This is a genomic window from Streptomyces sp. 135, assembly GCF_020026305.1.
In the GTDB taxonomy this organism is placed as follows: Bacteria; Actinomycetota; Actinomycetes; order Streptomycetales; family Streptomycetaceae; genus Streptomyces.
Genome location: NZ_CP075691.1, coordinates 164,502 through 180,350 on the forward strand (window position 1 = coordinate 164,502; position 15,849 = coordinate 180,350).

General features: G+C 71.9%; 11 protein-coding genes. 6 read left to right on the forward strand and 5 right to left on the reverse strand.

The features are described 5' to 3' along the window. Positions 1 to 7: 7 nt before the first annotated feature. The 3 genes from KKZ08_RS00825 to KKZ08_RS00835 are packed head-to-tail and all read right to left on the reverse strand — an operon-like array spanning position 8 to position 3,929. Positions 8 to 967 carry a beta-ketoacyl synthase N-terminal-like domain-containing protein gene (locus KKZ08_RS00825; RefSeq protein WP_223772560.1) on the reverse strand — a complete coding sequence of 320 codons (960 nt, stop codon included), beginning with the start codon at positions 965 to 967 and terminating at the stop codon, positions 8 to 10. After that, positions 964 to 2,103: a beta-ketoacyl synthase N-terminal-like domain-containing protein gene (locus KKZ08_RS00830; protein ID WP_223772561.1), complete on the reverse strand. Its 1,140-nt coding sequence runs from the start codon at positions 2,101 to 2,103 to the stop codon at positions 964 to 966. Before KKZ08_RS00830 ends, KKZ08_RS00825 begins: the two co-directional genes overlap by 4 nt. Next, the gene (locus KKZ08_RS00835; protein ID WP_223772562.1) at positions 2,100 to 3,929 is read right to left on the reverse strand and encodes an AMP-binding protein; all 1,830 of its coding nucleotides are present in this window, start codon (positions 3,927 to 3,929) and stop codon (positions 2,100 to 2,102) included. Before KKZ08_RS00835 ends, KKZ08_RS00830 begins: the two co-directional genes overlap by 4 nt. Before the next feature lie 351 nt (positions 3,930 to 4,280). Here KKZ08_RS00835 and KKZ08_RS00840 point away from each other — a divergent pair, with 351 nt between their 5' ends. From KKZ08_RS00840 to KKZ08_RS00865, 6 genes are all read left to right on the forward strand, one after another. Next, positions 4,281 to 5,819: a long-chain fatty acid--CoA ligase gene (locus KKZ08_RS00840; RefSeq protein ID WP_223772563.1), complete on the forward strand. Its 1,539-nt coding sequence runs from the start codon at positions 4,281 to 4,283 to the stop codon at positions 5,817 to 5,819. Then, the gene (locus tag KKZ08_RS00845; RefSeq protein ID WP_223772564.1) at positions 5,816 to 6,277 is read left to right on the forward strand and encodes a hotdog fold thioesterase; all 462 of its coding nucleotides are present in this window, start codon (positions 5,816 to 5,818) and stop codon (positions 6,275 to 6,277) included. The genes KKZ08_RS00840 and KKZ08_RS00845 overlap by 4 nt, the downstream gene beginning before the upstream one ends. Next, on the forward strand, positions 6,274 to 7,773 hold the full coding sequence (locus KKZ08_RS00850) for an MFS transporter (RefSeq protein WP_223772565.1): 1,500 nt from the start codon (positions 6,274 to 6,276) through the stop codon (positions 7,771 to 7,773). Before KKZ08_RS00845 ends, KKZ08_RS00850 begins: the two co-directional genes overlap by 4 nt. A gap of 157 nt (positions 7,774 to 7,930) precedes the next feature. After that, the gene (locus KKZ08_RS00855) at positions 7,931 to 9,799 is read left to right on the forward strand and encodes a helix-turn-helix transcriptional regulator (RefSeq protein ID WP_223772566.1); all 1,869 of its coding nucleotides are present in this window, start codon (positions 7,931 to 7,933) and stop codon (positions 9,797 to 9,799) included. A 240-nt stretch (positions 9,800 to 10,039) separates the two neighbouring features. Beyond that, positions 10,040 to 10,960, forward strand: a complete 921-nt coding sequence (locus KKZ08_RS00860; RefSeq protein WP_223772567.1) for an AfsR/SARP family transcriptional regulator — start codon at positions 10,040 to 10,042, stop codon at positions 10,958 to 10,960. 78 nt (positions 10,961 to 11,038) lie between these two features. Then, positions 11,039 to 13,171, forward strand: a complete 2,133-nt coding sequence (locus KKZ08_RS00865; protein ID WP_223772568.1) for a carbon starvation CstA family protein — start codon at positions 11,039 to 11,041, stop codon at positions 13,169 to 13,171. 197 nt (positions 13,172 to 13,368) lie between these two features. Here KKZ08_RS00865 and lipB read toward each other — a convergent pair whose 3' ends face one another. Continuing rightward, entirely contained in the window at positions 13,369 to 14,067 is a 699-nt protein-coding gene (lipB, locus tag KKZ08_RS00870; RefSeq protein WP_223772569.1) for a lipoyl(octanoyl) transferase LipB, read from the reverse strand. A 985-nt stretch (positions 14,068 to 15,052) separates the two neighbouring features. Beyond that, on the reverse strand, positions 15,053 to 15,811 hold the full coding sequence (locus tag KKZ08_RS00875; RefSeq protein WP_223772570.1) for a hypothetical protein: 759 nt from the start codon (positions 15,809 to 15,811) through the stop codon (positions 15,053 to 15,055). Between the last annotated feature and the right edge of the window lie 38 nt (positions 15,812 to 15,849).

Sequence of the window (15,849 nt, forward strand, 5' to 3'; positions counted from 1 at the left end):
GGGAGAGTCAGGCGGCCGTACGGGGCGGCGTGAAGGCCACCGCGGCTGACGCGTCCGCCGCGTGGGCGGTGGCGAGCACCAGGCCGTCGCCCCCGCCGTCGAAGTGGGCGACCGCGGCGGCGCACTGCAGGACGCCGAGCGCTCCGCCGCACTCCCCCAAGGTCTGCCGCAGCGCGACGACCGGCGTGTCCGGCGGCAGGTGCGCCCGGTCGGGTTCCGGTGAGCCGGTCAGCCACAGGCCGACCGGTCCGGCGCCGGGGTCGAGCACCGTGTGCAGGACGTCGGCGGGGTGGCGGCCGCGGTCGTGGCCCCGCCACACGGCACGTGCCCGGCCGCGGCGCCCGGCCGCGTGCGCGGCGGATTCCAGTACGACGGTGGCCGCGCCGTCCACGGCCCGGGCGCCCAACAGCTTGTGCACCACGTCGTTGTGCGGTTCGACGCCCGTGACGACGACGGTGTCGGCGCGGTCGGCGGCGATCAGGTTGCGGCCCCACTGAAGCGCGTCGAGGCCGCTCGTCGTGCCGTTGCTGAGGGTCACCGCGGGGCCGCGCAGGCCGAAGGCGCCGGCGATCCACCCCGCGATGGCGCTGGTGGAGGTCTGCGGCAGGCCCGTCGCGCTCAGCGCGCGCGAGGTGTGCCGCGCGGCCGTGTCGACGTAGGCGCAGACGCTGTCGAGGTTGCCGGTGTTGGAGCTGACGACGACGGCGGTGCGCGCGCCGTCGAACCGCGGACCGTCGGGCCCGTACAACCCGGCGTCGCGCAGCGCCGGTTCGACCGCGCGCAGGGCGAGACGGGTCGCGCGGTCCTTGTGCCGCAGGTCGCGGCCCTTGAGGGCGGTCTCCGGGTCGAACGGCTCACCGCCGTCGGTCGAGTACAGGAGGTCTGCCGGGCCGGTGAGGCCGGGCACGGCGAGTCCCGCTCCGGTCACCACCACGGCGGACGGCTGTGCCGTCGGTTCGTTGTTCACGCCTTCTCCACCACCGCTACGGCGTTGATGCCGCCGAATCCGAACGCGTTGACCTGGGCGAGGTCGATCCGTGCGGGCGCTCCGGCGCCGTGCACCAGGCGCAGCCCCGCCGCCTCGTCGATCGGGTCGCTCAGTCCGATGACCGGCGGCACGGTGCCGTGCCGCATGCTCAGCACGGCCATCACCAGGCTCAGCAGCCCGGAGCCGCCGAGCGTGTGGCCCACCCCCGACTTGATCGCCGTCATGAGGGGGCCTGGTCTGTCCGCGTCCGCGTCGGCGAAGAACTCGGACATGACCGCCGCCTCGGTCTCGTCGTTGCGGGCGGTGCCCGTGCCGTGCAGCATCACCAGGTCGATGGCGTCGGGGCTCACCCCGGCCCGCCGGTGGGCGTCCCGGACACCTGCCGCGATACCGGCCGGGTCGGGAGCCGTCGGGTGGCCCGCGTCGCAGTTGAGGCCGACCGCCCGCAACCGCGCCGCGGCACTCCCCCGTCCCGCTCCGGCACGCGTCAGCACCACGGCGACGGCGCCTTCTCCCATGACCATGCCCTTGTGCGCGCGGTCGAAGGGCCGTGCGGCGTCGGGCACCAGTGTCTGGGCGCGGTCCATGGCGGCGAAGGTCGACTCCGCGATGGAGTCGGTGCCCGCCACGACGACCGTGTCGGCCTGCGACAGGGCGATCATGTCGGTGGCCATGCCGAGGGCGTACAGGGACGCGGCGCAGGCGTTGGCGAAGGTGTAACTCGTCGTCGCGCCGAAGCGGCGCCGCAGAGCCGTCCCGAAGTGCAGTTCGTCGACCGGCACAGGGGGTCCGCCGCGCCACCACAGCTCGACGCTGCGCTGTTCGCGCAAGGTGGTACCGACCAATACCGGGATGTCACCGAGGTCGTCGCCGAGCCCGGCGTCGGCGACGGCCTGCTCGACCGCCGTGAGGAGCCAGCCGGTGGCGCGCAGCGGCCGGTCGCCGTCGGCACCCCGGTCGTCGATCTCGTACGCGTGACCCGCCCGGTACGCCGCCGGGTCGAAGCAGCGGACCCGCCCGCGGCCGTCGCGCCCCGCGCACAGCGCGTCGTACGTGGCGCGGGCGTCCGCGCCGACACTGCTGACGGCGCCAAGGCCGGTGATGTCCCAGGTCATGTGCCGGCCACCTGTCCCCGCAGGGCGTGCACCGCGATCTTGCCGCTGCCGGTGGTGGGCAGCCGGCTGAACAGCTCCACGCGGGAAGGCCGCTTGTGGGCGGGCAGGTGGCGTCGCGCGGCGGTGACCACCCGGCGGCGCAGCCCCGTGGGGTCGGTGCCGTCGGCTGGCTGCACGCAGGCCACCGCCTGCTCCAGGCCGTCCGCGTCCCGGCCGGCGACGACCGCGCAGGCCGCGACGCCCTCGACGGCGCGCAGCACGTTCTCGATCTCGGCGGGTACGACTTTGTAGCCACCGATGTTGAGGATGTCGTCCGCCCGGCACAGGTACGTGAAGGACCCGTCCGGGGCGCGCCGCACCAGGTCGCCGGTGTAGGCGCCGCCGTCGGCGAAGGCCGTGCGGTCGGCGTCGGCCCGGTTGACGTATCCGAGGGCGACCGTGGCCCCGGCGATGTGGAGCCGTCCGTCCTGCCCGACGGGCAGTTCGGCCCCGTCGTCGTCCAGGACACGGGCGCGTACGCCCGGGACGGGGAGGCCGAGTGTGCCCTCCACCGTGCGGTCCCGCGGCGTGACGAGGGCGACGTGCATGAGTTCGGTGGCGCCGAAGCAGTTCACGAGCGGGGCACCGAACGCCGACCGGATCCGCTCGGTGAGCGGCGGCGGACAGTCCTCCCCCGCGGTCGTGCACAGCCGCACGGTGTCGTACGCGTCCTTCTCCTGGCCGGGCAGCGCCAGCAGCGCCGCGTAGAGGCGGGGTACGGAGCAGAACACGGTGGGCCGGTGCGTGCTGAGGGCGTCGGCCGCCACGTAGGGGTCCACCGCCCCGCGGATCAGGGCCGCGCCGGCCCCGGCCGCGAGAACGCACAGCACCGCGTTGCCGAAACCGTAGCCGAAGGAGAGCCGGGCCGTGGTCAGGAGCAGGTCGTCGGGGCGCAGGCCCAGTTCACCGCCGAAGCCCTCGACCATGGCGACCAGGCCGGCCGCGGAATGCCGTACGCCCTTGGGGTTTCCGGTACTTCCCGAGGTGTACTGGACGAGGGCCTCGGCGTCCGCGGGCCACCGGAAGGGGGGCGGGGCGGCACCGGGTCGCTCCTCGGCCGCGTCATGACGTGCCGTCAGTCTGCCGCGCAGGTCCTGCCCGTCGAAGCGGGTCCGCGACGCCAAGGCCGCGTGGAGGGCGTCCCGCAGGGTGTCGGAGCCGTCGACGTGCACCACGCGGGCTGCGCAGTCGTCCACCGTGAAGACGATGTCGCGGTGGTCGAGGAGAGGGCTCACCACGACGGGCACGGACCCGTGCCACCAGTGGCCGAGTACGGCCACCACCGTCGCGACGGAGTCCTCGGCCACCACCACGCCGCGCTCGGCGGGCAGGACGCCGGCCTCGCGCAGGTCTCCGGCGTAGTCGCGGGCAGCGGCGTACAGCTCGGCGTACGAAAGACGCCCCACGTCCGGGTCGACGTACGCCGTCGCGTCGCCGTTTCCGGTGGCGAGCCGGTGGCGCACCAGGCGCTCGACGAGGTCGTGTGCCGCCTCCGGACCGGGGACCGTGCCGTGGTCCGTATGGCGATCCGCCGCCGCGCTGCCGCCCGCGGCGGTGAGTGCGGCGAGCGCGTCGGCCACGGACCCGATCATCGCGGCCTGCTGCGGCGACAGCGCGGTGTGGAAGCTCTCCTGAACCCGCGTGATGGCCTCGACCTTCTCAAGAGAGGTCATACCGAGTTCATCCACCCACCGGTCGCTTTCGCCCACTTCGGACGGTTCCAATTCCAGAACCGTTGCCACGATCTCGCGCACCTTCTCGCCTGCGAGGTCTCTTCGCGTGGTCACTGGTGGATTCCCTTTCTGCCGGTGGCCGAAAAGTTAGCCCGTCGGCCTGGGCGCGCACCTCGCACGAACAAGTAGGCGCTCCGCCGACTCACCTACTCGTTCGAGTAGTTTCGGTGCCCACGGAACAGCGTCTAGCCTCGTCACAGACGTGGCGTGCCGCTCGGCGCGCATTGCTCCGCCACCCATCAAGGCCAGGTGAACATGCCGCTCACGACGCAATCCATGCTCGACCAGGACGCCCGCCAACGCATATACGAAGACGCGTCCGTAGGCGGTGGGAACGCGTGGCGAAAGGCTCTCGAACTCAGCCCGCATCCGGAACTGACGTGCTTGGTGGCCGACCGGCCCGTCATGAACCTCGACGGGATTCCGCAGTCGGAATTCAATGTGCGCCAGCTCGACGAACTCGCCGAATCCTGGGCGTCGTTCTACCGGGACCGGGGGGTGCGCCCCCGTGACCGGGTCGCGGTCTACATCGAGGACTCCTTCGACGACCAGCTCCAGTTGGCGGCGCTGGCCCGGCTCGGCGCCATCCCCCTGCTCATCAACGGCCGCATGGACCCCGAGCTCGCCCTCGGTCTGATGGCACGCACCGATCCCGTCGGCCTGTACACGGACGCCGCCCATCTCGCCCTGCTCGACGGGCGCCACGGCAAGCTCGCGGGCCTGCGCTGGACGGTCACCGGCGACGACGCGCGCGGCCTGGGCCGCAGGACGCTGCCCTCGGGGGCGCGGTACCGGCACGGCGACGACGACCCGGTCTTCCTTTGCCACTCCTCCGGGACGACGGGCAACCCGAAGCCGGTCATCTGGGCCCACAAGCAGAGCCTGGCCGGGCCGGGTTGGCGTCTGTCCGTGCCCGAGGACCCGACGGTGATGCTGTCGGCGGTGCCGCAGTCGCACTCGTCGGCGATCGCGTACACCTTCTACTCGCTGCTGTGCGGCCTGCCGCTGATCTCCTTCTCCGACCAGAGCGGGGCGGGGGTGGCGCGGGGCGCCCGCGAGCACCGGCCGACCCGCATCCTGGCGTTCAACCAGACGTACTCGGAACTCGCCGCCATGGACCTGGACGCCGAGGACTTCACGTCGGTCCGTGAGTGGCAGAACACCGGGGACTCGGCGCACGACGCCCACATCCGCAAGCTGATCCGCTACGGCCACCACCTCGTGGACGGCGAACGCCGGCCGGGTTCCGTCTTCAGCGACGGCCTCGGCTCCTCGGAGCTGGGGTGGGCCACGCTGCGCCGCTACGTCACCCAGGACACCCCGCCCCGGCCCCGCTTCCTCGGCAACCCGGTACCCGCCGGTGAGGTGGCGGTGTTGCGCGAGGACGGCACCCCGGCCGCCGACGGCGAGGTCGGCCTGTTCGCCCTGCGCAGCAACTCCGTCATCCCCGGCTACTGGAACGACGCCGACACGTACTACCGCAGCAAGCTGGCCGGTTACTGGCTGTCGGGCGACCTCGCCTACCGGGAAGGCGACGACTTCTTCCACATCGACCGCGCGGTGGACGCGATCCACACGCCCGAGGGCCCCGGCTACTCGGTGCTGATGGAGGAGATCCTCCTGCTGGCCCTGCCCGAGGTGACCGACTGCGCGGTCGCCGCGGGCCACCGGGGCGGCGTCCCCGCTCCGGTCGCCGTGGTCAGGGCGCCCAAGGACGCGGACCCCGCGGAGCTGCTCGCCCGCGCCAACGCCGGGCTCCGCGAGGCCGGTCAGCCGCCCTTGGCGCTCTTGGAGCTGGCCCGGGACGCCGCCGACATCCCCATCGGATCCACCGGCAAGGTCCTCAAGCGCGTGCTGCGCGAGCGGTACGCGGACCTCGACGCCTACGCCGCGTCGGCCACCGGCCGGTTCGCCGCCGACACGAAGGACGCCACGGCCCGATGACCCGCTCCCCCCACCCCGGGACGGGCGAGTCCGCCGACCTGTCGGCGTGGATCACCCGGCCCGGCGCCCCCGAGACGCTCGCCGCGCGCATGGGCATCGAGCTCGTCGAGGCATCGCCCGAACGGCTCGTCGCCACCATGCCGGTGGCAGGCAACAAGCAGTTGTACGGGATGCTGCACGGCGGTGCCTCCGTGGTGCTCGCCGAGACGCTCGGTTCGATCGGCGCGGCGCTGCACGCCGGCGGCGGCCACATCGCCCTGGGCGTCGACGTCAACGCCACGCACCACCGGCCGGTGCGCAGCGGCATCGTCACCGGCGTGGCCACGGCCCTCGCACTCGGCCCGACGTCGGCCTCGTACGACGTGGTCATCACCGACGAGGCCGGACGACGCACGTGCTCCGCCCGGATCACCGTCGCCCCCAACACCGCTCAGCGCATGCAACGAGGTAGGAAATGACCGACGCGGCTCCCCCCACCACCGCGCAGACCCAGCAGGCCGACGTCCCGGCCCGCCGCGGCCCGTCCGCCGCCGCGGTGCTGACCGTCCTGCTGGCGGGCACGTTCATCGCCCAGTTCGACTTCTTCGTCGTGAACGTGGCGGCCCCCTCCCTGAAGGCCGACCTCGGCGCCGGGGCCACGGCACTCGAACTCATCGTGGGCGGCTACGCGTTCGCCCTCGCCAGCGGCATGATCACGGGCGGGCGGCTCGGCGACCTCTACGGGCACCGCAGGCTGTTCGCGCTCGGCATGGCCGGATTCGGTCTCGCCTCACTGCTGTGCGGCATCGCCGCCAGTCCGGGGCAGCTCATCGCGGCTCGTCTCTTCCAGGGGCTGACCGCCGCCATGCTGGCCCCTCAGGTCCTCGCGACGATCACGGCCACGTTCACTCCGGCGCAGCGGCCCCGGGCCATCGCCTCGTACGGCGTGACGGCCGGCATCGGCTCGATCGCGGGGCAACTCCTTGGCGGGCTGCTTCTGGACGCCGATATCGCGGGTCTCGGCTGGCGTGTCATCTTCCTGGTGAACGTGCCCGTGTGCGCCGTGGTCGCGCTGCTCGCCCCGCGTGTGCTGCCGAAGGCCGAGACGGGCCGGCGCACGGGCATCGACCCGGTGGGCGCGGCCGGCATCAGCGTCGCCCTCGCGCTGGTCCTGGTTCCGCTGGCGCTCGGGCACTCGTCGGGCTGGCCGGCGTGGACCTGGCTGTCCATGGCGGGCGGCGTGGCCCTGGGTGCGCCGGCTCTGTGGTGGGAGCGGGCCCTGGCCGCACGGGGCGGCTCACCGGTCCTCGACCTGACCCTGTTCCACGGCTCGTCCTTCCGCGCCGGAATCATCGCGAGCGCGGCCTTCTACATCTACTTCGGCAGCTTCATCTTCACGCTCACGCTGCTGTTGCAGGGCGGCCTCTCACTCAGCCCGGTGGAGGCGGGTCTGGCCTTCACACCGATGGGGCTCAGCTACATGGTGACGTCCATGATCGGCAAGCGCCTGACGGCCCGGTTCGGTATGAACGCCCTGATCGTGGGCGCGGCGGTGACCGCTGCCGGCCTGCTGGCGCTGCTGCTGCGCGTGCGGTCGGCCGGTGCGGACACCGAGGTCGTCTGGATCTGCGGCTGTCTGTGCCTGGTGGGTCTGGGCAACGGGGTCGTGCTGCCCTCCCTGATCGGCGCGGCGCTCCTTGACGTGCCGCCGCGGAAGGCGGGCATGGCGTCGGGGGCGCTCACCACGGCGCAGCAGTTCGCGAGTTCGGCCGGTATCGCCGTCGTCGGCGCGGTGTTCTTCACCACCGCCGGGGACCGGTCACCGGGCGCCGGCTATCCGGACGCGATGGTGGCGGCCACCTCCGTGTGCGTGTTCATGCTCCTCATCGTCATGGCCATGATGTGGGTGTTCCGTCGCATCACCGCGCGGGAGTCCACCCCGGTATCCACGCGGGAACCCGGCCGGGAGCGGTAGGCAGACGATCACCCGTATCCGCGACGCATCACGCGTGTATCACCACGGCATCCATCACGCTCATCACGGCCTCCAGCGCTTGTTGGTCCCCAGGGGGACCAGCAGACTCACCGGGCACACACCGGAACCGGCCGAACAGAGCTGATGGATGTCTCGCATGCTGGACCACGCTGCACCGCACGAACCCCGACTCGACACGACCACGAGGAACGCGACGACCGCGACGGGCACGAAGACCGTGCCTGGCGCGAAGACCGTGCCCGGCGCGGCCGTCGGCGATCTCTCGGAATCCGCCCGGCAGTTCGCGCAGGCGGCCGCACTCGTCGGTGACGTGTTCAGTCTTCAGGAGATCGCCAGGGTGCAGTCGGTGACGACCCTGTCGATGCTGCCCGCCCTTGAGGAGACGATCTCCGCCGGGCTCATCCGGTTCTCCGGCGACCGTCTCGCCTTCCGGTCCCCCGACACGCGCCGGGCGCTCAACGCCAGGATCCCGGCACCGGTACGGCGGACACTGCTGCGCGACGTCACCGCTCCCCGCCCGGCGCGGCAGCCGTTCCCGAACGCCCATGGCGCTTCGGACTCCTTGGTGTCCGCCCTGTTCTTGTCCCAGGACAGTCCGGACCACCCTCTCGACGTGCGGACCGAGGCGGCGATGCGCCAGGCGCTGGTCGAGGCGCTCTCCCCGGCTCGCGACAGCGGACCGGCGGAGGCGGAGGCCGCCCTGGTGCTCTCCCTGTTCGGCCATGACGAGCAGGGGAAGCGGGACCGTGCCCGGGCCATCGTCATGAAGGAGCGGCAGGGGGCCGCGTCGGTCGTCGCGGCGGTGGTCCTGTCGAACCTGGAGTGGGCGGCCGGGCAGCTCGACGAGGGGCTGGCCTGGGGGCGTGAGGCGCTGCGTGCCGACCATGGAACCCTGCCTGCCGCCTGGCGCCCGTACCCCCCGCTCGCCCTGGCCGTGAAGCTGGTCCAGCTGGGGCACTTCGCCGAGGCGGAGGCCGAGCTGACCCGGAGCCGGGACCTGGCCGAAGGGCTGCGCCACCGGCGCGCGCTGGCGGAGGCGGGCATCGTGCGCGGCCGGCTGCTGCTCGGGACGGGCCGTACGGACGCCGCGGAGGCCGAGGTGAGCGCCGGGGTCGCGCTCGCGCAGCGTGCCCAGGCCCATCTGGCCGCGTCGCAGGGCCTGTCCCTGCTGTCGCTGCTCTCACTGGCCCGAGGTCACCAGGGTGAGGCGGCCGACCAGGTGTGGCGGGCACGCATGGAACTCGTCGCCCAGCCCGGCGCGTTCCCCTCGCTGCGGCACAGCTGGGCCGACTTCCTGGTGGCCACGAGCGGCATGGACGCACGTGGCTCGGTGGACCTCCTGGTGGAGCGGTTCCCCTCGCTGCTGACCAGCCCTTCCCTGTTCCTGCGCGACCCAGGCGCCGCGGCCCGCCTGGTGCGGCTGAGCCGCGCCGCGGGTGAGAACTCGCTGGCCGCGGCGGTCACGCGCCGCGTCGAACGGCTCGCGGAGCAGAACCCGCGGCACCCCGGCCTCGCCGCCGCGGCGGGACACGCGTGGGGCCTGCTGCACCAAGATGCCGACGCCCTGGAGTACGCGGCCGCCGAGCACCGTGCGCCCTGGGCCGCCGCCGCGGCGAGCGAGGACCTGGGGCTCCTGTTGGTCGAACGGCACGGGCCCGGCAGCGGTGCGGCACTGCGGCACCTGCGGGCAGCGGCGGAGCGGTACCGCGCCATCGGCTCACTGTCCGCGCTCGCCCGCCTCGAACCGCTGCTCCGTGCGGCCCGCGAGAGCCGGCCCGAGCCCGCCGGGGCTCCGTCGCGCCCGGAGCGTGCCGAGGCGCCGGCCGGCGCCGTACTGACCGCGGCCGAGCGCCGTATCGCCCACCTCGTGGCCGAAGGCCTGACCAACAAGCAGGTGGCCAACCGGGTTTCGTGCTCGCCGCACACCGTCAACTACCACCTCCGTCAGATCTTCCGGAAGCTCGACGTGACCTCGCGCGTGGAACTGGCCCGATTGATGCGCTGAGGACCGCCGGCCGCGGCCACCCCTTCCCCTTTCCATTGCCTTGCCCCGCCTTTCCCCTGGGGCGTTCGATAGCCGGAAAATGGCATATTCCTGCAACTCGCCCAGCTCTTAGTTGCCTGAGACACCTTCCAGGTTTACCGCCTTCAACAATTTATCGATGTGACACTCGCCACACACCATTACCCGCCAGTACGGATGTAGCGTTGCGTCGCCCAATGCACCACCCACGGGGGAGTCAAAATGCAGCCGGACGATATTTTTGGCGAATTCTCTTTCGACCTCCTGGGCCCGCTGGAATTCCGTACGAAGGGTCAAGAGGTACCCATCGCCGGAGTGCGCCAGCAAACACTCCTCGCGCTGCTCCTGCTGGATGTAGGCAAGACCATCAGCGGCAGCCGGCTGATCGAGGGCATCTGGGGCGGCCGGGCTCCGGAGACGGCGGAGGCACAGCTGCGCATCTGCGTGTCCCGGCTCCGACGCCGCCTGGCCGACGGCGGCCTGCGGAACGTGATCAGCACGGAGAGCCAGGGCTACCGCCTGAACCTGCCCGAGAGCCGCGTCGACGTGCACCGCTTCCGCAGCGCGCTGGAGCGTGCCGGGCGGGCCGAGGCCGACGGCGACGCCGCCGAGGCCGTGCGGCTGCTGCGTGCGGCGCTCGCCCTGTGGCGCGGGCCCGCCGCCGAAGGCCTGACCGGCCCCCTCGTCCGGGCCGCCGCGGCCCGCCTCGACGAGGAGCGGGCGAGCGCCCTGGAGCGCTGCTTCGGCCTGGAGCTCCAGCTGGGCCGGCACCACCGCATCGTCCCGGAACTGACGGCCAGCGCCGCCGAGCACCCCTTCCGTGAACGCCTGCAGTCCCAGCTCATCACCGCCCTTTACCATTCGGGCCGCCAGGCGGACGCGTTGAACGCCTATCGGGACATGAAACGCCGCTTCGCGGAAGAACTCGGAATGGATCCATCACATCGCCTTCGCGCTCTGGAAGTGAAAATTCTGAAGCAGAATCCAGAGCTGAAGGACGAAGATTCCGCACTGTCACACAATGCCCAGACCCGGCTGGCCCTGCTGGAACGAGAAAACGCCTCGCTCCGTGCGGAAAGGCAGCGCATCGGCCGCCTCATGGCCCGGCTCATGGGCCCGCACGGCGCGCGAGTGCGCTCGTAATACCGCAACGCGCAACACGTGACACCTCCCACGCAACACACCAGTTCCCGTCTTCAGCTCCCCAGGAAGAGTGCATTCATGGTTTCGCAGGATCGGCGCACGAACGGCAGCCGCGCGTCGCGCATCGTGCTGTGGACCGGCGTGGTCGTCGCCGGGACCGCGGGGTGGGCGGTACTCGCCCTCTCCCGCGGTGAACACATCAGCGCCGCATGGCTGTTGCTGGCCGCGCTGTGCACGTACGCGATCGCCCACCGCTTCTACGCCCGGTGGATCGCCCGCAGGGTGCTGCGCACGGACGACGAACGCCGGACCCCGGCGGAGCGCCTGGACGACGGCGTCGACTTCGTGCCCACCGACCGCCGCGTCCTGTTCGGCCACCACTTCGCGGCCATCGCCGGGGCGGGGCCGCTGGTGGGGCCGGTCCTCGCCGCGCAGATGGGTTATCTGCCCAGCACCGTGTGGATCGTTGTCGGGGCCGTGTTCGCCGGCGCCGTCCAGGACATGGTGACGCTCTTCCTTTCGGTACGGCGTGACGGCCGGGGCCTGGGCCAGATGGCACGTGACGAGATAGGCCCGGTCGGTGGCGTGGCGGCGATCCTCGCCGTCTTCGCCATCATGATCATCCTGCTCGCGGTGCTCGCCCTGGTCGTCGTCAACGCCCTCGCCGACTCCCCCTGGGGCGCCTTCTCCCTCGCGATGACTCTGCCGATCGCGCTGTTCATGGGGTTCTGGCTCCGCGTCGTACGGCCCGGGAAGGTACTGGAGACCAGCGCCATCGGCGGGGTGCTCCTGCTGTTCGCGATCATCGGCGGCGACTGGGTCAGCCGCACGCCCGCCCTGGCGGACGCGTTCACCCTCACCCCCTCCACCATTGTGTGGATCCTCATCGGGTACGGATTCATCGCGAGCGTCCTGCCGGTGTGGCTGCTGCTGGCACCGCGCGACTACCTCTCCACCTTCATGAAGGTCGGCGTCATCGGGCTGATGGCCGTGGGAGCGGTGCTGGCGCTGCCGCGTATGCAGGCGGAGCCGATCACACGGTTCGCTCACCAGGGCACCGGTCCGGTCTTCTCCGGCAGCCTGTTCCCCTTCCTGTTCATCACCATCGCCTGCGGCGCCCTGTCGGGCTTCCACGCCCTGATCTCCTCCGGTACGACGCCCAAGCTGGTGCGGCGCGAGTCGGACGTACGACTCGTCGGGTACGGGGCGATGCTCACGGAGTCCTTCGTCGCGCTCATGGCGTTGATCGCCGCGTGCGTCCTGGACCCCGGCCTGTATTACGCGGTCAACTCGCCCGCCGCGATGCTCGGTTCGACAGCGGAGTCAGCGGCGGAAGCCGTGCGGCACCTCGGGTTCACCATCACTCCGGAGGCGCTGCACCAGGTCGCGTCGTCAGTCGGCGAGCACTCCGTGGTGGCCCGCACCGGTGGCGCTCCCACCTTCGCGCTCGGACTGTCGCACATCCTCTCGGAGGCGTTCGGCGGTGAGGCGATGCGGGCCTTCTGGTATCACTTCGCGATCATGTTCGAGGCACTGTTCATCCTCACGACCGTCGACGCGGGGACCCGCGTGGGCCGCTTCATGCTCCAGGACGCCCTCGGCAACGTCTGGCGCCCCATGCGCGACATCAGCTGGAAGCCCGGCATCTGGCTGTGCAGCGCGGCGGTCGTGGCGGCGTGGGGGTACTTCCTGCGAGCCGGTGTCGCCGACCCCCTGGGCGGCATCAACCAGCTCTTCCCGCTCTTCGGTATCGCCAACCAGTTGCTCGCCGCCATCGCCCTCTCCGTGTGCACGACCGTCCTGATCAAGCAAGGGCGCGTCCGCTGGGTCTGGGTCACCGCGATCCCGCTGGCCTGGGACGTCGTCGTGACACTTACCGCGAGCTGGCAGAAGGTGTTCTCCACCGACCCCGCGATCGGCTTCTTCGCCCAACGCCGGCGGTACGCCGACGCCTTGGACGAGGGGCGGCTGCTCGCTCCCGCCCACGACGCGGCCTCGATGCGTCAGATCGTCACGAACTCCACGCTCGACGGCGCGCTCACCGCGATCCTCGCCGTCCTCGTCGTCATCGTCGTGGCGGACGCCGTACGCGTGTGGTGCAAGGCTCTGCGGTCCCCGGACCCCCTGCCGACCTCGGAGACCCCCAAGACCCTGCGGACCACGTCGCCCGACGCGCCCTCTGCCGCACCGGCATCCGAGCCCGTCGCATGAGGCCGTTCGTCACGGCAGGCGCGGTGCTCCGCAAGGTGGGCGCATATCTGCGCGAAGTCTCGGGCGAGGCGGCCTTCGAGCGACAGTGCGCCGCCCACGCGGCCGGGCCCTTGTCCCCCGCCGCGCGCAGGGCCCTGTGGCGCGAACACACGCGGCGGACCGTCCGGGAGACAGCGCGGTGCTGCTGACCGGCCGGGTCAGCGGCTGACACCGCTGTGGGGGCCGACCGGCGCGTTCGGGGCCCCGGCGGGCGCCACCGCCCCGAACGCGCGGGCCACCGCGTCCCGTACGGCACTCTCCGTCGGGGCCGGCCTGTCCTGCTCCGCGGCCATCTCCGTCAGGGACGTCATCGCCACCTCGGGCAGCCCGCACGCCGTGAACCGCGTGAACGCGTCCAGGTCGGGTGCGATGTTGAGCGCGAAGCCGTGGCTCGTCACCTTGTTCCGGATGCGCATGCCGATCGACGCGAGCTTGTCGTGGCGCGGCGTCCACACGCCGACCAGGCTCTGCGCGCCCGGCGGCGTGTCGCGCCGCGTGGTCTCGAAGCCGAGCGAGGCCAGGGCACGGACGAGGCCGTTCTCCACCCAGCGCACGACATCGCCGGGGCCGCGCTCCCCCAGGTGCATGACCAGGTAGCCGATCAGCTGACCAGGACCGTGATACGTCGCCTGCCCGCCCCGGTCGACCTCGACCAACGGGAACGGGGAGTCGGCGCGGGGCAGTTCGTCCGGCGGCGTCCGGGAACCGTAGGTGATGACCGGCGGATGCGTCAGCAGAACCAGCCGGTCCTCGATCTCCCCCGCGCGGCGCCGCTCGACCCACCCCTTCATCGCCTCGGTCGCCTCGCCGTACGGCACCTCTCCCAGGTCCATGCGTTCGAGTACCCGCTCGGTCACTGCACGCCTCCCCAACTGGCCGGGCCTCCGCCCTGTTTGTATATGACACCGACCTTAGCTCGGCGGTGGAGCGTGGGCGCGGGGGTGGTGCGCGAGGTGTGGCCCTGGCCGCGTTGTACGGGGTCACGCCCGGGCCTCGCCTGGGTGCGGCGCCGCGCTCCGTAGCGATGGTCCGGCTAACGGATCCTGTTGAAGCAGAGCACTCGGCCGTTCTCGTCAGGCGTGGCGCTCGGGCACGCTGACTCCCCCTGCTCGGGACGTGACGGAGTCGGGCCGGATTCCTCCCAGCCGTATCGCTGCGGCTCTGCCGTGTCCTGCCACCACAGGGTCAGCCCACCCGCGGCGGCCACGAGGGCCAGCCATACGGCCACGACCCACCGCCATAACCTGCGGCGTCCCCTTACCGCCACGGCTCCGCCTCAACCACCGTGGACATCCGATGCGCGCCGCGACGCGCGAGCCGCGTCCCACAACGGGCGCTCGGCGATGTGGGGGTGGAGTGTGTACGGGTGTTCGGGCATGGGCCCACACTACGACCTCTGTCAGCCGGCGCACCCCTACCGGGAATCCGATCCCGACGGAGCGATGTTCCAGGAGCCGCGTGATTGGACGTACACAAGACCGGCTCTTCTCGGGGCGACGGCCTGTGCCGTGAACGACCCGTTCCCTACGCACAGCTGCGCCCCGAGAGTGAAGTCCGGGCGCAGCGCATGGAGCGAGAAAGCCGCCCCCTCGCGTTGAGTGATCCGCAGGGGTGTCCGACCGCCGGGATGCCGTAGGACGTAGGAGCCGGTCGATCCCAACGCTCCTTCCCCGAGCGGAATCTCCTCCGTCGGATGCAGCCAGACCCGCCACCGTCCCCTGGTATGCATCTGGAGGCGTATCGCCTCCCGGCCGTCGGCCCCGACCGGGACGATCGCCCGCGTCAGCGGTGAGCCGTGCGTGAGGATCCGCCTGGGCCGCCCTTTGTCGCCGGGCGGGCTGGTCAGCTCGACCCAGGAGTCCGCGGGCCGCTCCAGGTGGACCACCAACAAGGCAGGTTCTTGCGGGTCGTTGCGAAGCGGCTGGACTCCCGTGCTGCCGCGGCCCTCCCGGTGCTGCCGCGCACCGGTGTGCCCGGGCCATGTCTCGTAGGGGTCAGGAGACGCGAGCGATGAGGGAGGCGCAAGCGCGGAGGCCGGGCGATGCTCCGTGCGCCTTTCGCGCCCGTGCGGGCGGCGACGGTCGGATGCGAAGTCAGGTCGGGCTGCGGGGCGGACCACTGTTCCCGCAGTCCGGTCTCGATCGGCGCCACACCCTCCGCCAGGCGTACGGCATCGGCCGCACACAGGGCGATCATCCGAGCGGCACCCTCGGAGGGCGCCCAGCGGACCTCTACGGTCGACTGTCCGTGACGGGGATCGAAGAAGCACAGCGGACGCCGCCGCGACCGTGGCCGCCCTTCGAGCACGGCCTCTACACAGGCCAGCGCATGGCGCCCCTCATCGAGGGCGCGCAGCACGTCAGTGGCGTCCTGAAGGTTCCGGTCGCCGACGAGACTCCGTTTGGCCTGCTCGTACGCGTCCAGCGCCCGTTGGCAGTCAGCGAGGAGACCGGGATCGTTCTTGTGGTCCCCCGGCGCGAAGGAGTGCCCGGCGAGCATCTCGCCGAACGCCGTGATCTCCGCATCGACGCGGGCAAGCCCAGGCTCCCGCCTGCGTCCCCGCAAGAGACCGGTGATCGCTCCCACTATCCCGTCAGCCACGCAGGTGACTGTAATCGTTCGGTCGGTTCAGGTCCTCG